General features: G+C 72.0%; 20 protein-coding genes. 8 read left to right on the plus strand and 12 right to left on the minus strand.

Annotated features, from left to right (window positions below; translation table 11 throughout):
- Positions 1–324: 324 nt before the first annotated feature.
- Both ABZ714_RS24615 and ABZ714_RS24620 read left to right on the plus strand, forming a co-directional pair.
- A complete protein-coding gene (locus ABZ714_RS24615; RefSeq protein WP_358827487.1) occupies positions 325–1,755 on the plus strand; it encodes a cytochrome P450 in 1,431 nt (476 codons plus the stop codon).
- Between the two features lie 111 nt (positions 1,756–1,866).
- A complete protein-coding gene (locus ABZ714_RS24620) occupies positions 1,867–2,253 on the plus strand; it encodes a BlaI/MecI/CopY family transcriptional regulator (RefSeq protein ID WP_358827488.1) in 387 nt (128 codons plus the stop codon).
- A gap of 87 nt (positions 2,254–2,340) precedes the next feature.
- On the opposite strand, the gene ABZ714_RS24625 is transcribed toward ABZ714_RS24620, so the two are convergent.
- The 6 genes from ABZ714_RS24625 to ABZ714_RS24650 all read right to left on the minus strand — a co-directional run bounded on the left by ABZ714_RS24625 (position 2,341) and on the right by ABZ714_RS24650 (position 9,444).
- Positions 2,341–3,897, minus strand: coding sequence for a M6 family metalloprotease domain-containing protein (locus tag ABZ714_RS24625; RefSeq protein ID WP_358827489.1), 1,557 nt, complete (start codon positions 3,895–3,897; stop codon positions 2,341–2,343).
- Positions 3,898–4,209: 312 nt separating this feature from the next.
- Positions 4,210–5,091 carry a universal stress protein gene (locus ABZ714_RS24630; protein WP_358827490.1) on the minus strand — a complete coding sequence of 294 codons (882 nt, stop codon included), beginning with the start codon at positions 5,089–5,091 and terminating at the stop codon, positions 4,210–4,212.
- Between the two features lie 243 nt (positions 5,092–5,334).
- Complete coding sequence (locus ABZ714_RS24635; RefSeq protein WP_358827491.1) at positions 5,335–6,561, minus strand: MFS transporter; 1,227 nt, start codon at positions 6,559–6,561, stop codon at positions 5,335–5,337.
- Between the two features lie 147 nt (positions 6,562–6,708).
- On the minus strand, positions 6,709–7,893 hold the full coding sequence (locus tag ABZ714_RS24640) for an isoaspartyl peptidase/L-asparaginase (protein WP_358827492.1): 1,185 nt from the start codon (positions 7,891–7,893) through the stop codon (positions 6,709–6,711).
- 111 nt (positions 7,894–8,004) lie between these two features.
- A complete protein-coding gene (locus ABZ714_RS24645; RefSeq protein WP_358827493.1) occupies positions 8,005–8,766 on the minus strand; it encodes a nitroreductase family protein in 762 nt (253 codons plus the stop codon).
- Positions 8,767–8,838: 72 nt separating this feature from the next.
- Positions 8,839–9,444, minus strand: a complete 606-nt coding sequence (locus ABZ714_RS24650; protein WP_358827494.1) for a TetR/AcrR family transcriptional regulator — start codon at positions 9,442–9,444, stop codon at positions 8,839–8,841.
- A gap of 133 nt (positions 9,445–9,577) precedes the next feature.
- Here ABZ714_RS24650 and ABZ714_RS24655 point away from each other — a divergent pair, with 133 nt between their 5' ends.
- Positions 9,578–10,015 (plus strand): VOC family protein, encoded by a 438-nt coding sequence (locus ABZ714_RS24655; protein WP_358827495.1) that lies wholly within the window; start codon positions 9,578–9,580, stop codon positions 10,013–10,015.
- A 605-nt stretch (positions 10,016–10,620) separates the two neighbouring features.
- Here the strand turns inward: ABZ714_RS24655 and ABZ714_RS24660 are convergent.
- Together ABZ714_RS24660 and ABZ714_RS24665 are read right to left on the minus strand one after the other, a co-directional pair.
- Positions 10,621–11,775, minus strand: coding sequence for a HAMP domain-containing sensor histidine kinase (locus tag ABZ714_RS24660; protein ID WP_358827496.1), 1,155 nt, complete (start codon positions 11,773–11,775; stop codon positions 10,621–10,623).
- Positions 11,772–12,437, minus strand: a complete 666-nt coding sequence (locus tag ABZ714_RS24665; protein WP_358827497.1) for a response regulator transcription factor — start codon at positions 12,435–12,437, stop codon at positions 11,772–11,774. The genes ABZ714_RS24660 and ABZ714_RS24665 overlap by 4 nt, the downstream gene beginning before the upstream one ends.
- 191 nt (positions 12,438–12,628) lie before the next feature.
- Between ABZ714_RS24665 and ABZ714_RS24670 the strand changes: the two genes are divergently transcribed.
- The 4 genes from ABZ714_RS24670 to ABZ714_RS24685 all read left to right on the plus strand — a co-directional run bounded on the left by ABZ714_RS24670 (position 12,629) and on the right by ABZ714_RS24685 (position 17,646).
- A complete protein-coding gene (locus tag ABZ714_RS24670) occupies positions 12,629–13,282 on the plus strand; it encodes a M15 family metallopeptidase (RefSeq protein ID WP_358827498.1) in 654 nt (217 codons plus the stop codon).
- 690 nt (positions 13,283–13,972) lie between these two features.
- Positions 13,973–14,560 (plus strand): carbonic anhydrase, encoded by a 588-nt coding sequence (locus tag ABZ714_RS24675; RefSeq protein WP_358827499.1) that lies wholly within the window; start codon positions 13,973–13,975, stop codon positions 14,558–14,560.
- The gene (locus tag ABZ714_RS24680; RefSeq protein WP_358827500.1) at positions 14,557–16,029 is read left to right on the plus strand and encodes a SulP family inorganic anion transporter; all 1,473 of its coding nucleotides are present in this window, start codon (positions 14,557–14,559) and stop codon (positions 16,027–16,029) included. The genes ABZ714_RS24675 and ABZ714_RS24680 overlap by 4 nt, the downstream gene beginning before the upstream one ends.
- A 198-nt stretch (positions 16,030–16,227) precedes the next feature.
- Positions 16,228–17,646, plus strand: a complete 1,419-nt coding sequence (locus ABZ714_RS24685; protein ID WP_358827501.1) for an MFS transporter — start codon at positions 16,228–16,230, stop codon at positions 17,644–17,646.
- Positions 17,647–17,744: 98 nt separating this feature from the next.
- Here ABZ714_RS24685 and ABZ714_RS24690 read toward each other — a convergent pair whose 3' ends face one another.
- Positions 17,745–18,773, minus strand: coding sequence for a nuclear transport factor 2 family protein (locus tag ABZ714_RS24690; RefSeq protein ID WP_358827502.1), 1,029 nt, complete (start codon positions 18,771–18,773; stop codon positions 17,745–17,747).
- A 226-nt stretch (positions 18,774–18,999) separates the two neighbouring features.
- Here ABZ714_RS24690 and ABZ714_RS24695 point away from each other — a divergent pair, with 226 nt between their 5' ends.
- Positions 19,000–19,566 (plus strand): TerB family tellurite resistance protein, encoded by a 567-nt coding sequence (locus ABZ714_RS24695; protein ID WP_358827503.1) that lies wholly within the window; start codon positions 19,000–19,002, stop codon positions 19,564–19,566.
- A gap of 61 nt (positions 19,567–19,627) precedes the next feature.
- Here the strand turns inward: ABZ714_RS24695 and ABZ714_RS24700 are convergent, their stop codons facing one another.
- The 3 genes from ABZ714_RS24700 to ABZ714_RS24710 all read right to left on the minus strand — a co-directional run bounded on the left by ABZ714_RS24700 (position 19,628) and on the right by ABZ714_RS24710 (position 21,766).
- The gene (locus ABZ714_RS24700) at positions 19,628–20,203 is read right to left on the minus strand and encodes a hypothetical protein (protein WP_358827504.1); all 576 of its coding nucleotides are present in this window, start codon (positions 20,201–20,203) and stop codon (positions 19,628–19,630) included.
- 255 nt (positions 20,204–20,458) lie between these two features.
- Positions 20,459–21,379, minus strand: a complete 921-nt coding sequence (locus ABZ714_RS24705; protein ID WP_358827505.1) for an endonuclease/exonuclease/phosphatase family protein — start codon at positions 21,377–21,379, stop codon at positions 20,459–20,461.
- Between the two features lie 84 nt (positions 21,380–21,463).
- A complete protein-coding gene (locus ABZ714_RS24710; RefSeq protein WP_358827506.1) occupies positions 21,464–21,766 on the minus strand; it encodes a hypothetical protein in 303 nt (100 codons plus the stop codon).
- Positions 21,767–21,904 lie beyond the last annotated feature (138 nt).

Genomic DNA, 21,904 nt, shown 5'->3' on the forward strand with positions numbered 1-21,904 from the left:
CATCGACGGGAACACCATCACCCCACTCCGTACGGGAGTTCGAGGAGTGATGGCGACCCGTGGTACTTCGATCGGATGTGCCCTCGCTCTCCTTGCTCGACCATATTTGTCCCGAACGCACGCACCACCCCGAAACCACCACGGGGGAGATCGCGGACGATTCACCGGATCCACCGCCCCCGCCCCCGGCGCCGCACTATGCTGCGGGCTGCCGCGCGCGGGCCACTTCCCTTGCCGAGGGGCCCCGGGACGCGCCACCCACCCCCCGACCCCGTACCCGGACCCGCCGCGCCCGGGTACCCCCCGTCGTCACCCGGAGGCACCATGAGCAACCCGCACACAGAGCAGCCCCTCACCAGGACCGCGACCGTGCCACCCCAGGGGTGTCCCGCACACGGACTGGAGGGCACCCCCGTCCGCCGGGTGTACGGACGCGAGGCCGAGGGCTCCCCCCACGAGCTGTACGAACGGCTCCGCCGCGAACACGGCGCCGTCGCCCCGGTCCTGCTCCCCGGCGACGTCTCCGCCTGGCTGGTACTCGGCCACCGGGAGAACCTGGAGGTGATGCGGACCCCCTCCCTCTTCACCGCCGACTCCCGCAACTGGAGCGCCATGAAGGAGGGGCGGCTCTCCGCCGACTCCCCGCTGCTGCCCGTCACCGCCTGGCAGCCGCTGCTCGCCTTCGTCGACGGCGAGGAACACGCCCGGCTGCGCGGCGCCATCACCACCGCACTCGGCCGGTTCAACCGCCACGGAGTCCGCCGCCATATCGTCCGCCTCACCCACCAGTTGATCGACGCGTTCATCACCCGCGGCGAGGCCGACCTGGTCGCCGAGTTCGCCGACCGCCTGCCCATCCTGGTGATGGCCCGGCTCTGCGGCATCCCCGAGGAATACGGCATCCCCCTCGGCGACGCCGTACGCGACATGGTCTCCGGCAGCGAGACCGCCGTCCGCAGCAACGAGTACGTGATGACCACCATGCGGGAGATGGTCGCGCTCAAGCGGGAGAGCCCCGACAAGGACCTGATCAGCTGGCTCATCGACCACGACGGCGCCCTGACCGACGACGAGGTCGCCGAACACGTCAGGCACGCCCTCACCGTCAGCAACGTCACCACCTCCAACCTGGTGGCCAACACCCTGCGGATGGTGCTCACCGACCCCCGCTTCCGGGGCAATCTGTCGGGTGGCCAGATGACCCTGCCGGACGCCCTCGACCAGGTGCTGTGGGACCAGCCGCCGCTCGCGGTGATCCCCACCCGCTGGGCCCTCGGCGACACGGTCCTCGGCGGACAGGAGATCCGTGCCGGGGACATGGTGATGCTCGGGATCGCCGCGGGCAATGTCGACCCGGAGATCCGGCCCGACCTCAAGGCGCCCATGCACGGCAACCGCTCCCATCTCGCTTTCGGCAGCGGACCCCATGAGTGCCCCGGTATCGATATCGGCCGGGCCATCGCCGATACCGGTATCGACGCCCTGCTCGGCCGGATGCCCGAGATCGAACTCGCCGTCTCCGACGCCGAGCTGACGATGACCGCCACCTGGATGTCCGCCCGGCTCGACCGGCTGCCCGTACGGTTCCCCCGGGCCAGCCCCCGGGAGACCGGGCAGCCCCCGCTCGACATCCCCACCACCCCCGTCGCGCAGCCCCTGCCCGAGGCCGCGCCCGCCGCCCCGCCCGTCCCCGCGGCGGCGCCGGGCGCGCCCGCCCCGCGCGCCTCCTGGTGGCGCAGGCTGTTCGGCGGATGACCCGGGCCCGCCGGGGGACCGGCGTCCCGGCGGGTCACGCGGACGGGCGGAAAGCGGTGATAATCGGAAAACCGGCCGGGGTGGCCGCGTCTGCTCTTTAGTGTGGTTTCCGTGAAGGGACAACTGGGAGAACTTGAAGACGCCGTGATGACCCGGGTGTGGCGCCTCGACCGGCCCGTCACCGTCCGGGAGGTCATGGTCGAACTCCGCCGTGAGCGGACCATCGCCTATACGACCGTCATGACCGTGATGGACAAGGTCCACCGCAAGGGCCTGCTCCGCCGGGAACTCGACGGCCGCGCCTACCGCTATACGGCCGTCGCCACCCGGGCCGACTACGCCGCCGCCCTCATGGACGAGGCGTGGTCGCACGGCGGCCGCCGCGCCGACACCCTGGTGGCCTTCCTCGGCCGGATGACGGCGGATCAGCGCACCGCCTTCGACGAGGCGTTGCGCATTCTCGGCACCCGGGCCGAACCGCCCGGGACCCCGCCCTGATCCGCCGCCCCGGGGGCGTACGACCCGCGTCGTGCGCCCCCGGAAGCCGTCGGCGCACTCGAGGGGATGCCCGCGCGGAGCGGGGACTCAGGCGCCCGGCACCGCCGCGGTCCCCACGGCGCCGGACACCGACTCCTCCGGAGGGGCCGGAGAGGCGGCGGGCACAACGGGCCCGGCCGGGGGAGCGCCCACCCCGGGCGTCACAGGAGCGGCGAGTGCGTCGGGTGAGACTGGTGTGCCGGGAGCCGTCACCGACACGGTCGCCGTCATCACCGGCCCGGAGGCCGAGATCCCGGTGAGCGACACCCCGCTGTCCCCGCCCGCGTACGTCTGCGACCCCGGCTTGCTCTCCGCCGTGAGCGCCGTGTTGTTCTCGCTCCCGGGGAACGGGTCACCCGCGTCACCCCGGTTCCTGGCGCCCTCCAGATCGCCCAGCGCGTCCGCCTGGACGAGCCTGACCTTGTACCGGCTCTCGTCGGCGTTGTCCTGACGGCTCTCGTCGACATGCCACACCAGCAGCCCGCCCGCCGGCAGCGACTCGTCGTAACCGGTCCGCTGCCGGTTCTCCACCAGGAAGTACTCGCTCCCGACGGCCCCGCCGGTCCACAGCCGGTGCGCCGTACCGGACGTCTTCATCTCCTCGAAGGAGACCGTCCCGTCGGCGGTGACCACCGTCTCCGACGCCCAGCCCTGCCGCACTTTGCACCAGGCCGACGGATGGACGGGCATATCGCCGTCGCCGCCCCAGGCACCGCCCGCCATCAGACACCAGTCCCCGACGCCCTCGGACGAGCCGTCGGTGTCGTACAGATCGGGGAAGCCGAAGACGAGATGCCCCAGCTCATGGGCGGCCACCCCGATCCGGGCGTCCTCCGGGATCGTCAGATAGGCGTAGATCCGCGTCCCGTCGGCGTCGTACGCGGACGGCAGCAGCCACTTGTGCGACCACAGGTCCCCGCCGTCCCCGCTGGTCTCGCCGCCGGTACCCGCGTGCACCACGATGAACGCGTCGACGAAACCGTTGCCGTCGTTGTCGTACGGCGTGAAGTCGATCAGCGGATCGGCGGCCCGGGCCGTGTCCTCGGCCATCGTCCGGGCCCGCGGCTCGCCCTCGGGGTTGCCCACCCCCGAGTTGCTGTTGGCGTACCAGGCCAGGGTCCGCGGCAGCCGCAGCGGCCCCACGACCTCCCCGACGATATCGACCAGACCGTTGGTGACCTCGCGGAAGTACTCCCGGACACTGCCCCTGGGCAGGACACCGAGCGAGAAGAACAGATCCTCGAAATGCTGTCGCCCGGCCTCCATGGGCCGGTCGTCGAAGTCGGCGAGGACGACGGCCACCCGGACCGGTCCGCGCAGCGGGGCCCGGTCGGCGGCGGCCGACATCACCGTGAACCGGGGCGTGTCGGGGGGATACGACTCCGCGGGCCTGATGGTCCCGTCGTCGAACCCGGACCACGCCCGACCCGGCGGTGCCGGTGTCAGACGGGGCCCGGAGCCGTCGGCGGCCCGGGTCGCGTACGCCTCCCGCAGCCGCGGACTCGGCGGTACGGCACAGAAGTCCGACCGGACCGCGGTGACCCCCCGTCGGCCGGAATCACCGTCGGCCGGACCGTGGACGTGCTCATGGCGCTGCTGGGACATGCGAAACCCCCCGGAGGACACCGGACGGTCGCGGCCGGCCGGTGGTGGGACAAAGGAAACGGACCAACCGAACGCATCGTAGGTACGGGCCCCGGACCGAGTCGACCGGTTGGCCCGGAGTGTCCCCGGCCCGGGGAGTCCGGCACCAACGGCCGTACGACCCCGTACGCCGGGGCACGCCCCGCGCGGACCCCGCCCGACCCGCCCTGCACGTCCCCACCGACGCACCACTGTCCCCACCGCCCCGGCGACGGAGGGAGCCCGCCGCCCCGAGAGGGGCGACGGGCTTCCGGCCCGCCGGTCAGCCGAGGGTCACGGCTGGTCGCCGCGGACCACCGCGACCGGGCAGTGCGCGTGATGCAGCAGCGCCTGGCTGACCGATCCCAGCAGCAGCCCGGTGAAGCCGCCGCGGCCCCGGGCCCCCATCACCAGCAGTTGCGCCTGCTCCGTCGCCTCGATCAGCGCCTGCCGGATCCGGTTCTCCACCAGCCGCCGGTGCACGGTGACATCCGGATGACGGTCCTGGTGCCCGGCGAGCGCCTCCGCCAGCAGCCGCTCCTCCGCCGCCCGCATCCGGTCGATGCCGTCGACCAGGTTCTGCGGGTATCCGGGGTCGTCGTCACCCCGTTCGGTCCAGGTGTTCCACGCGTGCACGGCCACCAGTTCGGCCCCGCGCGCCGACGCCTCGGCGAAGGCGAAACCGACGGCCGCGTCGGACTCCGGCGAGCCGTCGACCGCGACCACGACCGGCCCGGTCGCCTGTGTGTCGCCCCGTACCACCAGCACCGGACACCGGCCGTGCGCGGCCAGATGTACCGCCGTCGACCCGACCAGCAGACCGATGAACCCGCCCATGCCCCGGCTGCCCACCACGACCAGGGACGCGTCCCGCGACTGCGCCTCCAGCACGGTCAGCGGCTCGCCGGTCACCAGATCCCGGGTGACCTCGATCCCCGGCTCGGTCTCCCGGGCATGGTCCACGGCCTCGGAGAGCAGCCGCTCGGCCGCGTTGCGCAGTCCGCCGTCCCGGGGTCCGCTGGGCGAGGGGCCGAGGGGTACCCGCATCGCGGGCCAGATGAAGGCGTGCACCACATGGAGCCCGACACCCCGCTGCCGCGCCGCCCGCGCCGCGACCTCCACCGCGCCGAGCGCCGACTTCGAGCCGTCCACACCGACCACGACCGGACCGTTCATCACAGCACTTCCGTTCTTCCTCGTGCACCGCACTGGCCGTATTCCCCTCCTCCAGTCTCGGCCCGCGCGCCCGGGCCCGCACGGGCCGAACGTCCGGGTCCCGGGGGGCCGAACAGCCCTGACACCGGAGGGTGCGAAGTCCATTCCGTACGGCGACGGGCCCCGCGGAGCCGAACCGGGCCGGATCCGGGCACCCGCGCCCCGGCCCGGCACCGGCCGGTACCCTCCGCCCGACGTGCCGATTCACCCGCTCGCGGGCCCGCGACCGTACGCGGCGACGGCGAGCACCATCAGAACGGCCGTCGTTCCGCCGAGTACCAGGGCCGCCGACGGCGAGTGACCGTCGGCCGCGGCCCCGCCCAGGAGAGCGCCGAGGGAGATCGTCGCCTGAAACGATGCCGTGAACAGCACGGACGCCGCCTCCGGCGCGTCCGGTACGGCCCGGGTGAACCACCGCTGGGAGCAGACGGGCACGGCCCCGTACGCGACACCCCACACCACGAGCAGCACCGGAGCCGCCCCCGGCACACCGCCGAGCACCGGCAGGGCGAGTACGGCGGCGGCCAGCAGGGCACCCGCCCCGGCGAAAGCCCTCCGCGGCGCCCGGTCCACCAGGGCGCCGCCCGCGAACGACCCCACGATGCCCGCCGCGCCGAAACCGAGCAGACAGAGCGTCACCGCCAACGGCCCGGCCCCGGCGACCTCCTCCAGGAACGGGGTGACATAGGTGTAGGCGCCGAAGTGCCCGAGCACGATCAGCACGGTGAACAGCAGGGCGGCCCTCGTGCCCGGGCGGCGCAGGGCCTCCCGCAGCACCGCCCCCCGGGTGGGCTCGCCGGCGGGCAGCGGAGGCACCGTCACCACCAGCAGGATCAGCGCCCCGAGAGTGCATACGGCCATCGCGCCGAAGGCGGTACGCCAGCCGTACGCGTCACCGATCAGGGTGCCCAGCGGCACCCCGAGCACCGACCCCAGCGGCACCGCCGAGAAGATCACCGCGGTCGCCCGCCCGGCCGACGCCTCCGGGACCAGCCGGGAGGCGAGCCCCGCGCCGACCGACCAGAAGCCGCCGATCACCACCCCCACCAGGACCCGCGAGACCAGGACCGCCCCGTATCCGGTCGCCGTGGCGGCCAGCGCGTTGGCGATCACCAGCAGCGAGAGGAAGAACACCAGCATCCGCCGCCGGTCGTGACGGCCCGTCGCCACCGTCACCAGCGGAGCCGCCACGGCGGCCAGCAGCCCCGGCAGCGTCATCGTCAGCCCGGCCGTGCCGTCGGAGACGGCGAAGTCGCCGCCGATGGCGGTCAGCAGACCGATGGGCAGGATCTCGGTGGTGACGACGGCGAAGATCCCGAGTGCGACGGCGACGACGGCGGGCCGGCCGCCGTGCCGTGGCGGACGGCCCGCGGGCCCGGCGGGGGAGAGGCGGGCGGGCAGGGACGACGAAGGTGCGGTGTGTGCGGACATGGACCCCGTCCTGACGGTGATGGGCTGACGCCCCTCAGTCCAGCGGTCCGGCCGGTCCCGTTCCGGCAGCTCCGCGACACCACCGTCACCCCCGACGGCGATGTCGTGTTTCTGCCACCGGCGACGCCCCGTGCCGCCCCGGCCCCGTCAGGTGTTCGCGGGCGACTCGTCCGGGAAGATCTTCGTCACCACGTCGCCGTCCTCCGTGAGATAGCCGTGCAGCATGCCGGGGCTGCTGTGCGGGGCGTCGAAGACCCCGTCGCGGGTCAGGGCGATCACCCCGCCCGTACCGCCCAGCCGCGGCAGCCGCTCCACCACCACCTCGTACGCCGCCGCCGCCACACCCAGCCCCTTGAACTCCATCAGGGCGGAGACCGTCGACGTCGCCGCGCCCCGGATGAAGTACTCGCCCGCACCGGTCGCGCTCACCGCCGCGGTCGCGTTCTTGGCGTAGGTACCGGCGCCGATCAGCGGGGAGTCCCCGATCCGGCCCGGCAGCTTGTTGGTCATCCCGCCGGTCGACGTGGCCGCGGCGACATCGCCCTCGCGGTCGACCGCGACCGCGCCGACCGTCCCACGGGACTGCTCGTCGGCCGCCGCCTCAGGGGAGCGGGCCGCCGTCTTCGACCCCCGTTCCGCCTCCTTGGCCCGGATCAGGGCGTCCCACCGGGCCTGGGTCCAGTAGTAGTCCTGGGTGACGGTGGCCAGCCCGTGCCGGGCGCCGAAGTCGTCGGCGCCCTCGCCCGAGAGCAGGACGTGCTTGGACTTCTCCATCACCAGCCGCGCCCCGTCCACCGGGTTGCGCAGTCCGCGCACCCCGGCGACCGCGCCCGCCGCGAGATCGGAGCCACGCATCACGGAAGCGTCCAGCTCGTGCCCGGCGTCCGCGTTGAACACGGCGCCCTTGCCCGCGTTGAACAAGGGGTCGTCCTCCAGCTTCCGTACCGCCGCCGCCACCGCGGCCACACTCGACCCGCCCTCGTCGAGTACGTCCTGCCCGGCCCGCAGCGCCGTCGCCAGACCGTCTCGGTACGCCTTCTCCCGGGCCGGGGTCGTGGTCTCCCGGTCGAGCGCCGCACCCGCCCCGCCGTGTACGGCGAGCACGACGTCACGGGCGTCGGGCCGGGCCTTCCCGCCCGGCGGCGGCTGGCCCGGACCCGGTGCCGTACGGATCCGCTCGACCCGTGCGGCTCCCACCGAATGGTCCGCATGGGCCGTGGCGCCGACTGGCTCGCCGACCGGCTGGGACCGTGGTACGGCGATCAGCGCCGCGACGGTCGCGACGGCCAGCAGGGCGGACGGCAGCCAGGAGATGGCGGATCTACGAGACACGGGCGCTCCTCGTCACGGGACGTGCCCCGCCTCTCCGGCGGGGCGCACCGGCCGGTTGGTCGCGCCGCACTCTACTCGCGGTGACATGTGCATGTCCTCGCGAGTGGTCAATTAGATCTCGACCATCACCTGATCGAGTGACTTGCGGATCAGATCGGGCACCTGGCAGTCGGCCGCCGGATATCCCACCGGGATCACCGCGAACGCCTTCTCATTGGCCGGACGCCTCAGGGCCTCGCCCAGAAAGCGCATCGGGCTCGGAGTGTGCACCAGCGCCGCCAGGCCCGAGAGATGAAGGGCGGTCAGCAGCATGCCCACCGCGATCCCGACGGACTCGTCGACGTAGTAGTGCTTCCGCTTGGTGCCGTCGTCACCCAGCCAGTAACGCTGCTGGAAGACCACGATCAGGGCGGGCGCGTCGGTCAGATGCGTCTTGACCTCGTCGGTGCCCAGCGGGCGCAGCGCCGCCAGCCACTCCTCGCCCAGCCGGCCCTGGTAGGAGACGCGTTCCTCCTCCTCGGCGGCCTCCCGGATCCGCCGACGGGTCTCCGGATCCCGGACCAGGACGAACGTCCACGGCTGCTGATGCGCCCCGGACGGCGCGGTCGCCGCACAGGCGACGGCGTCCCGGACCACGTCCAGAGGAACCGGATCGGGTGCGAACTGCCGTACCGTACGCCGTTCGTCCATCCGGAGCCGCAGCCGGGCCGCTCGGGCGAGCGACTCGTCGGCGGGGATCCGCTCGGGCCGGTAGGGGACCGGCCGGTAGGGATCGCCGTGGGTCGGGATCCACCGCTCCGGGGCGGTGGGGGAGGACGTCTGCGCGGCCGGTACGGGCGGGACGGGCGACAGGGGCCCGGGGGATGCGGACATGGGCCCGAGTGTGCCCGCTGCCCGGCGATCAGGGGAGAGGGCGGACATGATCGTCCGGTGAGCGGACGGTCGTCAGTGACGCACCCCGGCCAGCAGCCGGTCCAGAGCCCGCTCGGTGGCGGCGAGCGCGCCGGGGTCCCCTGACCTGGCCAGCCAGACAGCGGCCTCGTTCATCGCGCCGGACAGCAGCCGGGCCAGCGGTTCCACCGGCTGTTCCGGGACGACCCCGGCGATCACCAGGGATCGCAGCGCGTCCGTCAGATGCCGGGCCGACGAGGCGTCGTCCATGGCCCGCCACTCGTCCCACCCCAGCACCGTCGGCGCGTCCAGCAGCAGAATCCGGCGCACGGCCGGATCGGTGCCCGCCGCCAGAAAGGCCCGGCAGCCCGCCCGCAGTTGCTCCCACGGATCGGTATGGGCGTCGGCCGCCGCCGCCACCGTCTCGCCCAACTCCCCCTGAACCTCCGCGACCACCGCCCGGAACAGCCCCGCCTTACTGGCGAAATGGTGGTACGCGGCTCCCTTGGTCACCCCCACCGCCTCGGCGACCTCGGCCAGGACCACATCGTGGAAGCCGTCGGCGGCGAAGCGCCGCCGCCCCTCCGTGAGCAGTGCCCGCCGTGTCGCCGCCCGTTGCTCGGCCCGGTTCGCCGCCATCGCCATGATCACCCTCTCCATTTCACATACCCCGGGTATGCTAACGTCAGATTTCACATACCGGGGGTATGTGAAATGGTCGCGGAGCGCCTCTCCGCCCCGCCCGCGCATACCTCTCCGCCCTCCGGCCAACCCAGCGACGAAAGGCCCTGCCATGACCACCCAGCTCGGCGGCTTCTACCCGGTGATCGGCACCCGTGACATCCCGGCGGCGCGCGACTTCTACACCGGCCACCTCGGATTCGCCATCACCTTCGAGGCCGACTGGTACGTCAGCCTCCACCGCCCCGACGCCCCCCACTACGAACTCGCCCTCCTCGACCCCACCCACCCCACGGTCCCCGAGGGCCACCGCACCCCCCTGACCGGCGGACTGCTGCTGAACTTCGAGGTCGACGACGTCGACGCCGAACACCGGCGGCTCGTCGGCGAGGCCGGGCTGACCGAACTGCTCACCCTCCGTACCGAGGAGTTCGGCCAGCGCCACTTCATCGTCGAGGGCCCGGACGGCGTACTGATCGACATCATCACGGTGATCCCCCCGACCGGCGCCTACGCCGAGCAGTACGCGGAGGGCCACGTCCCCGGATAACCCGCGACAAGTCCCGGCCAGGCCGTGCCCGGGCACAACAGAACCGCCCGGTCCGCGCGCCGGGGAGCGGCCCGGGCGGCCCGGGAACGAGACCGGCCCGAGGCGGCCCCGTATGGGGTCGCGGCGATCCCGGGGAGGAGCTGACTCCGGCGCCCCGAGCCGACGGACCCGGCCCGGCGACCCCAGAAGCGGGAACGGCCCCGCCGCCCCGGCCCCCCCGGGGGGGCAGTCTCTTTACGCCGGCCCGGTACGGCGCCCCGACGCTCCCGGGCGGAAAGCCGACTCCGGCTCGACGCGCCGGGGGCGGCCTCGGCGATGCGATGCCCCGGCAGCTCGGGGAAGGCACTCATCCCAGTGCCTCCACGCCGGGAACGCCCCCGATGGTCCAGGCCCGGAGGGACTCGGCCCTCAAGGCGGGCTCGGTACGGGGGAAGCGCCCCCGGGCCGCCTCGACGGGAATCGGCCCCGGTCGCCCCGCTCCCGTATCCCCGTACCAGCAACAAAGCCGCCGGCTCGTCCCTGATCGGGGTCGGATTCGGAGGGGACGCCGGGCGGTCCTACGCGTCCGGCGAGTCGGTCTCCCACCTGGTCAGTTCCCCGTCTGGTCAGTCCCCCGTACGGGGGATCCGCACCGTCACCGTCAGCCCGCCACCGGGATTGGAGGCCAGGACGAGCCCGCCGTGATGCGCCTCGGCGACCGCGGCGACGATCGCCAGCCCCAGTCCGTGCCCCCTGCGTGCTGCCGTCCGCCCGTCGGCGCGCAGAAAGGGCTCTGTGAGGGTGCGCACCACCTCCGGATCGAGCGCCGCCCCCGTATTGACCACCCGGACCACGGCGAACCCGTCCGACTCCGGATCGGGCCCTGCGGTCACGGCCAGGGAGCCGCCCACCGGAAGATTGTGCCGGACCGCGTTGTGCAGCAGATTCACCACGAGCTGCCGCAACAGCACCTCATGACCGTTCACGGCCACGGGCCGGACCTCGGCGCTGACCTTCACCCCCTGTGCGGCAGCCTCCTCCCGGACCGCCTCCAGCGCCTCCTCGACCGCCTCGGACAAGTCGAGCGGCGCCATCGGCGGCGGCGCGTTCCCGAGCGCGGAGAGCTGGAGCAGAGCGTCCACGATCTCCCCGCCCCGCCGGTTCATCTCGGCCAGCCGCGACAGCAGAACCGGTATGTCCTGTCCCTCCGGGTCGGCCCGGGCCACATCGAGCATCGCCCGGCTCACCGCCAGGGGAGTGCGGAGTTCGTGCGATGCGTTGGCGGCGAACCGCCGCTGCGCCTCGAACGACCGCTGCAGGCGGTCGAGCATATGGTCGAATGTGTCGGAGAGATCGGTGAACTCGTCCCGCCGTCCGGTCAGCCCCACCCGGTGGTCGAGCGCCCCCCGGGCGGCCCGGTCCGCGGCCCGGGTGATCTGCTGAAGCGGCCGCAGCACCTGCCCCGCGAGCACCCAGCCGGCCCCCAGCCCGATGACGGTGAGCAGCAGCAGGGCGTACCCGGACGCCCGGATCAGTACATCGATGATCTCCTCCCGGGAAGGGACGTAGTCGTCGTCCCCGGGATTGGCGGCGATGAACGGGTAGTTCGGCACCGACCACATCACCGCGTAGATGATGGCGAGCGCCACCACCCCCGAGATCACGGCGAAGAAGGCGTATCCCAGAGTCAGGCGGAGCCGTGCCGTCAGCCGCCGGTGCCGCCACTCCGGCAGCGGGCTGTCCTCGTCGGCCCGGGACGTGTCGGCGACAGCGCCGCTCATGGCCGGGCCTCCAGCCGGTAGCCGACACCGGGAACCGTATGGACGACTCCCGGCTCCCCCAGTCTCTTGCGCAGGGTTGAGATGGTGATGCGCACGGCATTGGTGAACGGGTCGGCATGCTCGTCCCAGGCCCGTTCGAGCAGGGTCTCGGAGCTGACGACCCCACCCCCCGCCTCCATCAGCAACCGCAGCACCGCGAACTGCTTACGGGTCAGACCCACATACCGGCCGTCCCGGTACACCTCCCGCCGGAACGGGTCGAGCCGGATCCCCGCGTACTCCAGCACCGGCGGAGCGCCCTCCTTGGGGCGCCGGGCCAGCGACCGCAGCCGGACGACCAGCTCGGGCAGATCGAACGGCTTGGTCAGATAGTCGTCGGCCCCCAGTCCGAAGCCCGCGACCTTCTCCTCCAGACCCCCCGCGGCCGTCAGCATCAGCACCCGGCAGCCCAGCCCGCGCCGCACCACGGCCCGGCAGACGTCGTCACCGTGCGTCCCCGGAATGTCGCGGTCGAGTACGACGACGTCGTACTCGTTGACGTCCAGCCGCTCCAGCGCCGTGTCCCCGTCCCCCGCGATGTCGGCGGCGATCGCCTCCAGGCGCAGCCCCGACTGCACGGCCTCGGCGAGATAGGGCTCGTCCTCCACGATCAGTACCCGCATACGGCCCACTCCCGTCTGTCCGATCCTCCCGGTCTCCCGGTTCGCCGGCTGTTCCGGCGCGACGGGCTCCATGACATCACGGGTCACCTATCGCGCATGTATCGGAATTAAGAGACGCCCGCGGAATGCCTCGCCGCCTTCACTGATCACACCAACGGCGGAATCGGGAATACCTGGAGGCGTGGCGTGTCATGGCGAATGACGACGGCAGGGCGCGGGGAGACGGGGCGGCGAGCCGGACGGACCGCCGGCGCACCCGGCAGGCGGTCCTCGCGACCGGCGGGCTCGCCCTCGCCGTTCTCGCGGGAACCGCCTGGTGGGCAGTGGCCGACGGGTCCGGCGGCGGGCCGTTCGGCAGCATCGGCGCCACCGCCCCCTGGGTCGATACCGGCCCGTCGCGGGAGCGAGCCGAAGAGAGCGGCGAGGTCGGGTCCGGCCGGAGTGTCACCCCCTTCGACACCGGCCATCCCGCGATCCGCAATCTCGACGGGGAACTCCGGAAGGCCCTCCTGCGCGCCGCCGGGGAAGCCCGGAAAGACGGAATCGAGTTCTCCGTCACCTCCGGATGGCGGAGCCCGGAGTACCAGCAGGAGCTGCTCGACCGCGCCGTCCGGCGCCACGGCAGTCTGCAGAAAGCGAGGAAGTTCGTCACCACACCGGAGAAATCGGCCCATGTGACCGGCAAGGCCGTCGACATAGGCCCCACCGACGCCGACGACTGGCTCATCCGGAACGGCGCTCGGTACGGGCTCTGCCAGACGTATGCGAATGAGATGTGGCACTTCGAACTGAGGGACGCCCCGGGCGGTGTCTGCCCCGCCCCGCTCCCCGACGCCGGCGGGTGAACCCCTCCTGCCCCGGGAGCCCCCCCGGGCATCAAAGGCGGCGAAGCCGTTCAACAAGGGGCGTACCACCCCCGTGTGACGCGCGCGAAGTCCTTGCATGTCCCACGAATGATCAACAGGCGTTAACGTGTTCCTTGACCTTCTGTTGACCTAGTTGGTCAACCCTTGACGTGTGCGTACGCGAACCCGAACCCATCGGCCGGAGGGAGGCGCCTCATGCGGACCACGACATCACGAACGCTGATATCCCTGCTCACCGTCGCTCTGCTCGCCTTACCGTTCCTCTCCCCGACGACGGCCCTCGCGACCCCGCACCCGATCAGCCGCGGAAGCACACCCGGCCAGGACCTCACCCTCCGAACCACCCCGGAACCCGGCGCGGAGCACCACAGCCGAGCCGGCGAACCCACCCTTGACCCACTCGGCCCCTTACACGCCCGCGACCACCACCGCCCCGCCGCGACCGTGCCATCAGCGCCGCGCCGCGCACCCCGCGCCGCACCGCGCCACCGCACCCCCGGGCACCTCCTCACCCCGCCCGCCGGTCACCCCCGGCAGGACAGAAGAGCCCCGGCCACCCCCACCCCGGCCGAGTTACAGGTCTTCCGCTGCTGATCCGGAGCCCGCCCCCACGCTCTGTCACGTCAGCCCCGACGCGCCCCCACAGCGCGCCAGGAGGATTCACCCCACATGCAGCCGCTCATCGACCACGCCCGGGCCCATGGCCGGAACCCCGAACGGTTCGCCCCCCACGCCGCCGGGCAGTCCCCCCACACCCTCTTCATCACCTGCTCCGACTCCAGGGTCGTCCCGTCCCTGATCACCGGCGCACGCCCCGGCGAGCTCTTCGAACTCCGCACCGCGGGCAACATCGTCCCGCCCACCACCACCGGCCACCCCACCAGCGAGGCCGCCACCATCGAATACGCCGTCGACGTCCTCGGCGTCCAGGACATCGTCGTCTGCGGCCACTCCCACTGCGGCGCCGTCGGCGCCCTCGTCCGCGGCGACGACCTCACCGCCGTGCCCGCCGTCCGCGACTGGCTCGCCCACGCCGCCCACCAACCCGCCCCGGAAGACGCCGACCCAGACGACCCCGAAGTCGCCCGCGCCGTCCAGCAGCACGTCCTGACCCAACTGCTGCGCCTGCGCTCCTACCCATGCGTGTCCCGACGGCTGACCGCCGGACAACTCCGAATGCACGGCTGGTACTACGAAGTACACACCGGTGCCGTCCAGGCACACCACGCAGCCACCGACACCTTCACCGCCCTGTGAGCGCCGACGTGCCCAGGACCAACTACCCTCATCTGCGCCAGGACTTCGCCGCCTCCCTCGTCGTCTTCCTCGTCGCCCTCCCGCTCTGCGTCGGCGTAGCGGTCGCCTCCGGAGTCCCGGCCGAACTCGGCCTGGTCACCGGCATCGTCGGCGGCATCGTCACCGGCATGATGCGCGGCAGCAGCCTCCAGGTCTCCGGACCCGCCGCCGGAATGACCGTCCTCGTCCTCGAAGCCGTCACCGAATTCGGACTCCCCGTCCTCGGCGCCATCGTCCTCGCCGCCGGGGTACTCCAGATCCTCCTCGGCGTCCTCCGCCTCGGCCGCTGCTTCCGAGCCGTCTCCGTCTCCGTCGTCGAAGGCATGCTCGCCGGAATCGGCCTCATCCTCATCGCCGGACAGCTCTACGCCATGGCGGGCTTCGAAGCCCCCGCCGACGGCATCGGCAAGATCATCGGGCTCCCCGGGGCGCTCTGGCGCACAGCCGGAAACACCGAGGCCCTCGCCTCCATCGCCCTCGGCGCCGCCACCGTCGCCGTCCTCGTCCTCTGGAAGCATCTGCCCCGGAGGATCCGGACCGTCCCCGGACCGCTCGCCGCCGTCGGCCTCGCCACCCTGACCGTCGTCGCCACCGGACTCCCCGTCGCCACCGTCGAGGTACGAGGACTCCTCGACTCCGTCCAGCCCCCGTCCGCCGAGGCGTTCGGCGAACTCGTCGGCCTCGGCGCCATCGGCACCGTCCTGGCGTTCACCCTGATCGCCTCCGCCGAATCCCTCTTCGGCGCCGCCGCCGTCGACCGCCTCCACGACGGCCCCCGCACCGACTACGACAAGGAACTCGTCGCCCAGGGCACGGGCAACGCGCTCTGCGGCGTCCTCGGCGCCCTCCCGATGACCGCGGTCATCGTCCGCAGCGCCGCCAACGTCCAGGCCGGAGCCCGCACCAAAGCCTCCCGCGTCCTCCACGGCGTCTGGCTGCTGCTCTTCGCCGCCCTCCTACCCGCCGCACTGGCCTACATCCCCGTCCCCGCCCTCGCCGCCGTCCTGGTCCACGCCGGCTTCAAACTGGTCCCCGCCCGCGAACTCGCCACCCTCTGGCGCCGTCAGCGCGGCGAAGCTCTCGTCCTCGCCGTCACCGCCCTCGCCATCGTCGTCATCGGCATGTTCGAAGGTGTGATCGCCGGACTCGCCCTCGCCGTGGCCAAAACAGCCTGGGAAGCCTCCCACCTGAGGCTCGACGTCGACGAACGCGGCACAGGACCGGTCCGGGTACGCCTCCGCGGCAACGCCACCTTCCTCCGCCTGCCCAACCTGCTCGACAGCCTCGAAGCCCTCCCGCCCGACCGCGCCGTCGAACTCGACCTCACCGAAGTCCACCACCTCGACCACGCCTGCCGGACCGCCCTCGAAACCTGGTCCGAACGCCACAGCGCCACCGTGACCCGCCGTATGAGAGCCCTCTCCGGCTGACCGTCCACCAACCCCGCCCGCCGCCACGGGCGGGGCCCGGCGCCGTCCGACACCCGAATCCCCGACACAGGCCCGCCCCACACCACACCACCACCTGCCTCTGACCGCGCGTAACCGGCCACCACCGCACACCGTTGCCCCGATATGCGCACACGCCGCCCCCCGGCCCCCCACCCCACGGGCGCCCGAACCCCGTCCATGACCCGCCTCGCCTTCGCCACCCTGGCCGGCACCGCCGTCGAGTTCTACGACTTCTTCGTCTACGGCACCGCCGCCGCACTCGTCCTCGGCCCCCTCTTCTTCCCCTCCTTCTCACCCCTCACCGGCAGCCTCGCCGCCTTCGGCACCTTCGGCGCAGGCTTCATCGCCCGCCCTCTCGGATCCCTGCTCTTCGGCCATATCGGCGACCGCCACGGACGCCGCCCCGTCCTCTTCGCCTCCCTCCTCACCACCGGTATCGCCACCGTCCTCGTCGGCTGCCTGCCCACCTACGACACCATCGGCCCCGCCGCCCCGGTCCTCCTCGTCACCCTCCGCTTCATCCAGGGCATCGGACTCGGCGGCGAATGGGGCGGAGCGGTCCTCCTCACCTCCGAACACGCCCCCGCCCACCGCCGCGCCCTCTGGAGCGCCTTCCCCCAACTGGGCCCACCCGTCGGCTTCCTGCTCGCCAACGGAGTGACCCTCGCCCTCTCCATCGGCCTCACCGACACGCAGTTCCTCACCTGGGGCTGGCGCGTCCCGTTCTGGGTTGCCGGAGTCCTCGCCGGCGTCGGCCTCCTGCTGCGGACATCCCTCGCCGAAACCCCCGCATTCCGCGAACTCAGCGGAACCGGCCGCCGGGCCGCCGCCCCCGCCGCGGAAGTCGTACGCCACCACTGGCGCACCCTGCTCCTCACCGCGGGCGCCCTCTCCAGCGGCTACGCCGTCTTCTACACCGTCACCACCTGGGCCCTCGCCTACGGCACCGAGGAAGCCGGCATCAGCCGTACGGTCATGCTGGCCCTGGTCATGGGAGCCGTCGCGATCAAAGGCACCGCCACCCCCTTCGCCGCCCTCCTCGCCGACCATGTGGGCCGCCGCCCCATGTGCCTGGCGGGCACCGCCCTGACAGCCCTCTGGATGTTCCCCCTCGTCGCCCTCCTCGGCACCGGCCGACCACCCCTGATGTTCCTCGGCTTCGTCATCGCCCTCCTCGCCTTCGTCTCCGTCTTCGCCGTGACCGCCGCCTACCTCCCCGAGCTGTACGAACCCCGGATCCGCTGCACCGGCGCCGCCGTCGGCTACAACCTGGCGGGCGTCCTCGGCGGCGCCCTGACCCCACTGATCACGACCGCCCTGACCCACGGCGGCGGCCCACCGTGGGGCGTCGCCGTCTGGCTCACCGGCGTCGCCGTCCTGAGCCTCTGCTGCTTCGCCGCCCTCCCCGAGACCCGCACCCCGGCCCCCGCCGCGTCACCCGGACCGGACGCGGCCGCCGAACAGATCCCGAAGCCCCCGAGGCACCCGGAGGAAGTCCGCGACCACCCGACGGACAACGCCCCCCGAACGGAACCGGAACCGGCCGACCCCACCGTCCCCCGCCCGTCCGCCCCCACCGACCGCAGCACGGCCTGACCACCCGCACACCCCACCGGCCGACGACCCACCCGCACGGCCCGACGCAACGGCCGTGGTCCGGGAGACAGCTCCCGGACCACGGCGCCCCGCCACCGTCAGACCGCCCCACCGGGGCACGGCGGCAGCTGCGGAAACAACATCCGCCGAAGCTCGGTGATCTCACACTCGGTCGCCACCAGATCCAGGGTCTCGAACGCCAGATCCCACTCCACGTCGCCCTGCCCGTTCCGGGTGAATCGCTCCGTGACGCCGTACGTGATCTCCCGCACCGCCCCGCCCTCCGGCGAAAGCTTCGCGTGCCCCACCCACTCCCGGTACGTCACCTGCCCCTGACGCACGGTCCGCCCCGGCTCCAGCCGCAGCTCATGGACCCGGGTGAAGAGCTTCTCCAGATAGGCCCGCATAGCCGCCTTGCTCGTCAGCGCCTGCCCGCCCAGTCCGGGCCCGGTCATCGACACCACGTCGTCCACCCCGGCCACCAGCGCGGAAGCGTCACGGGTGTTCCACGCCGTCAGCCGGTTCTCCGTCCGCGGCGGCTTCCACGCCACCGCCGGAACCGAAGCGAACAGATGGGGCAACTGACCGTTCAGCGAACGGAACAGCTCCGTCTGGTCCCAGAACCTGCGCCCCTGCTCCACCCGTGCCCCGTCGAGCACCAGCCGGTGCGTCGTGATGTAGTCGAACGGGGCCCCCGGCGACTCGTCCGGATTCTTCTTCCAACCGGAGTTACGCGCCTTCACGAAGACCACCTTCCCGTCCGGCGACGCCACCGCCGACACCGGCTGGAAGTTGTACTTCACGGCCCGCAGCAGGCTGTCCATCTGCGCGGCGATGGCATCCTTGCCGATCGGCGCGGGCAGCCCCGAGTCCATCAAGGTCCCGGTCGGTGTGAACAGATCCATATAGGTGTCGACCTTCGGATCCGCACCCCATTCGCAGTACGCCTTCATGAACGCGTGCGCGTTGGCCGGGAGCGACGACTGCCCGCCCACAACGGCCTGGCAGTACGACGACATGGCCTGCGGCGCGGTCGCCGAAGCCGACGCGGTACCGGAACCGAGGGGCAGCAGCGCGGCGGCGGTCGCCAGCACGACGGCGGAGCGCATCCGGCGGAGACGTGACATGAGTGACTCCCGTTCGACAGTTCGACAGAGGGACCGTGTCGCCGGAGAACCCTCTCCCCGGCGCGGTGATCACACTCTGTCCGACCCCACCCACCAGCGCGATTACCTCCGGGGTAACGGACCCCGCCCTGCGGAACTCCCCGGCCACCCCGTACGTTGGCCCCGGTGACGCGTCGATACGCGTCACCGACAGACGAACTTCAGCCAGGACCGAGGTGGCAATTCAGTGGCGATGTGGGACCGACTCAAGGACCAGGCCAAGGCCCTCCAGCAGCAGGCCCAGGGATCGGGTCACTCGGGATCCGGGGCGCAGAGCCACGGCCGTCCCGCCGCGCAGAGCTCCGGCTCCGGCTCCAAGGCCCAGCTCGTGGGCCTGTTGAAGACCCAGCTCACTTCACTCAAGACCGAGCTGAAGAGCGGCGCCTACCGCGACGCCAGCATGGCCGTCTGCGCCCTGGTGGCCGCGGCCGACGGACATGTCGACCCGGCCGAGCGCCAGCATGTCGAATCGCTGATCCTCTCCAACGACGTCCTTCAGAACTTCCCGCCGGACCAGCTGCGCACCCGCTTCAACAAGCACGTCGACCAGCTGACGGCCGACCCCATCCGGGGCCGCGCCGAAGCCCTCCAGGAGGTGGCCAAGGCCGCCAAGAAGCCCGCAGAGGCCCGCGCGGTCATCCAGACCGGCATCGTCGTCGCGGGAGCCGACGGATACATCTCGCCCGCCGAGGAGCAGATCCTCCGCGACGCGTGCGCCACCCTCGGGATCTCCTCCGCCGAGTTCGGCATCTGATCCGGCGACACCACCGGCCCCGGCCCGCCCGCATCTGCGGCGGACCGGGGCCGGCCCCGTCTCACCAAGTGTGCGCGACGTCCACCACCACCTTGTCCCCGTACTGCAGCACCCGGAACGGCAGCCGCGCCCGGACCCCGACCGCGACCTGGGTCCGCCCCTCGAAGCTCGACCCGAACTTGGTGTCCTTGAACGTCCGGTACCCGCCGACGCCCACCCCCGGAAGCGACCGGCCCGGCGTCCCCGGATAGACCACCCCACCCGTCGACGGGTCGTAGCTCGGCGCGTTGACGAAGATCTCCAGAATCGCCCCGCCCGCGACGGGAATCCTGGTACCGGTGCCGTCCTGATGGAAGGCACCGACATATCCGACCCGGTATCCGGTCTCCTCGGCGGCCCCCGTCACATCGAACACCAGCCGGTCGAAGCACCCGTGCTGACCGGCTCGGATGTTCGTCAACGGCTCGGGCGAGTGCTGTGGCGCCGACTTCAGCCCACTGCCCCACCCGGTGGCACAGGCGCTCGCCGCGACCAGATGATCCACCTGCCCGCAGGACGCCCATGCCGTACCGGCCGTTCCGACGAGCGTGACACCCGTCAACGCCAGGGCCGTGACGGCCCGTCCTACTGGTCTCATGATCAGTACCTCCTCAGACGACGAAGGAGCGGCTCGATCCGCGCGCCCACCATGAGCCCGCGGATACCGAGGCCGACATCCGTACGGATACTCATATCGCCACCTGAGTACGTGCCAAGAGGGAATCACGGAACAGAAGCGAACAAAGGGATCGATGAAACCTTCCGTCGCGCCCCCGCAACGCTTCGCACTACCGGCGCCACCGGGCACCGGCGCTCATTGCGGCACCCCGGTCGCGAGCCCGACCAGGCCCCGTCACACCCGGGGGCGCCCCGCCGCGTCGACCTGAGAAGAGCCCGTACGGCCGATGTCCAGATCGGCCTGCACCAGATGGTGATCCGAATACGGGGTCGGCAGCACCCGGTGTCCGGACGGCACGATGCCCCGCAGGAAGACATAGTCGAACTTGCTCTGCCAGTCCGTGGTCGGCTCACAGCCACCACCGGACGCGGGACGGCACCGTTCGTCCGTGTCCGAGGCCAGCGACCACATCCCGGTCAGCTCCGGAGCGTCCGGTACGGCATTGAAGTCGCCGAGTACGATCGCGCGATCGTACTCGGCGACCTCCGCGGCGAGCACACCCGTCTGGCCCGCCCGGACGTCCTGCTGACGCCGCTGGGCGAGATGCGTATTGAACACCCGGACGGACTCGCCCCCCACCGTGGTGGTCACCGCCATGTACCCCCGGTCCTCGGACCCGCCGTCGGGATACTCCACACTCACCCGGTCCGTCATCGGCGCCGCCGACAACAGCGCCTGCCCGAAGGCGCCGGGGCTCCACGGCGTCCCCCCGCACCGCCCCCGGTTCCGCAGCACCATCCCGTACTCCACGTGGTACACCAGACCGTAGAGACTCTCCAGATAGTCCCGGATCTTCTCGACGTCCCGTACACACGCCTCCTGCAACCCCACGACCTGCGGCGCGTAGGTGGCGATCTCCGCCGCCCGCCCGACATTGCTCTCCTTGCACGGATTGCAGATGTTCCAGGTCATGACCCGGTTCGGCACCACGTCCTCGACCGCCCCCGTCGGCAGGGCCCCGGCGAAGGGCACACCGCTCGGCGCACTCGGCCCCAACAGCACCACACACGCCACCGTCATGGCGCCCGCGATCAACCGCGTACCCCTGCCGAGCACTACCGCCTCCTCGAACGGGACACCCGTGACATCGGGCATCCGTCCCGCACGAGATTATGTGACGCCCCGGTGAACGGCACACGCGGTCCGGCGTCGTGTCCTGCCCCGCCCCCTCGCGAGGTTCTAGACGGTACTGGCGATCCAGCCGATCGTCTCCGACGTGTGCGGACCGTCGGAGAGCGCTCTCCCCGTCCCCACCAGCTCATTCATACGAATCTTGAACCCTGTGGAGGTGACATCGGCGATCCGCAGTCCCGGCGTATCGGGTCCGTTGAACGTCTGGACGAACGGAATGACCACCACAGCGGCGTTGCTCGGGAAGGGCGAGGGGAACGTCACCTGAGTGAAGGTCGTGGTGACCCCGCCCGTCACCTCCGTGGCACTGGTGGAGTTGAGCTGCAGTTTGCCGGTCTGGATCATGCTCATGAGTTCCGCCTCTCCATCGAGGGCCACCATCCCCGCGCCCGGCCGATCTGCCGACGCTCGACGGCGCCCCGGTCCGCTTCCCGCGCTTCCTCGCGAAGCGACTGGGGATAAGTTGCCCGCGTTGATGGGTGTTTAGAG

Origin of the sequence: Streptomyces sp. NPDC006798 (genome assembly GCF_040635975.1) — a bacterium.
In the GTDB taxonomy this organism is placed as follows: domain Bacteria; phylum Actinomycetota; class Actinomycetes; order Streptomycetales; family Streptomycetaceae; genus Streptomyces.

Excerpts from the sequence above, each read along its gene's own strand:
- ABZ714_RS24615 (WP_358827487.1), top strand. The coding sequence starts at position 325 with ATGAGCAACCCGCACACAGAGCAGCCCCTCACCAGGACCGCGACCGTG.
- ABZ714_RS24625 (WP_358827489.1), bottom strand. The coding sequence starts at position 3,897 with ATGTCCCAGCAGCGCCATGAGCACGTCCACGGTCCGGCCGACGGTGAT.
- ABZ714_RS24630 (WP_358827490.1), bottom strand. The coding sequence starts at position 5,091 with ATGAACGGTCCGGTCGTGGTCGGTGTGGACGGCTCGAAGTCGGCGCTC.
- ABZ714_RS24635 (WP_358827491.1), bottom strand. The coding sequence starts at position 6,561 with ATGTCCGCACACACCGCACCTTCGTCGTCCCTGCCCGCCCGCCTCTCC.
- ABZ714_RS24645 (WP_358827493.1), bottom strand. The coding sequence starts at position 8,766 with ATGTCCGCATCCCCCGGGCCCCTGTCGCCCGTCCCGCCCGTACCGGCC.
- ABZ714_RS24650 (WP_358827494.1), bottom strand. The coding sequence starts at position 9,444 with ATGGAGAGGGTGATCATGGCGATGGCGGCGAACCGGGCCGAGCAACGG.
- ABZ714_RS24655 (WP_358827495.1), top strand. The coding sequence starts at position 9,578 with ATGACCACCCAGCTCGGCGGCTTCTACCCGGTGATCGGCACCCGTGAC.
- ABZ714_RS24660 (WP_358827496.1), bottom strand. The coding sequence starts at position 11,775 with ATGAGCGGCGCTGTCGCCGACACGTCCCGGGCCGACGAGGACAGCCCG.
- ABZ714_RS24665 (WP_358827497.1), bottom strand. The coding sequence starts at position 12,437 with ATGCGGGTACTGATCGTGGAGGACGAGCCCTATCTCGCCGAGGCCGTG.
- ABZ714_RS24670 (WP_358827498.1), top strand. The coding sequence starts at position 12,629 with ATGGCGAATGACGACGGCAGGGCGCGGGGAGACGGGGCGGCGAGCCGG.
- ABZ714_RS24675 (WP_358827499.1), top strand. The coding sequence starts at position 13,973 with ATGCAGCCGCTCATCGACCACGCCCGGGCCCATGGCCGGAACCCCGAA.
- ABZ714_RS24685 (WP_358827501.1), top strand. The coding sequence starts at position 16,228 with ATGACCCGCCTCGCCTTCGCCACCCTGGCCGGCACCGCCGTCGAGTTC.
- ABZ714_RS24690 (WP_358827502.1), bottom strand. The coding sequence starts at position 18,773 with ATGTCACGTCTCCGCCGGATGCGCTCCGCCGTCGTGCTGGCGACCGCC.
- ABZ714_RS24700 (WP_358827504.1), bottom strand. The coding sequence starts at position 20,203 with ATGAGACCAGTAGGACGGGCCGTCACGGCCCTGGCGTTGACGGGTGTC.
- ABZ714_RS24705 (WP_358827505.1), bottom strand. The coding sequence starts at position 21,379 with ATGCCCGATGTCACGGGTGTCCCGTTCGAGGAGGCGGTAGTGCTCGGC.
- ABZ714_RS24710 (WP_358827506.1), bottom strand. The coding sequence starts at position 21,766 with ATGAGCATGATCCAGACCGGCAAACTGCAGCTCAACTCCACCAGTGCC.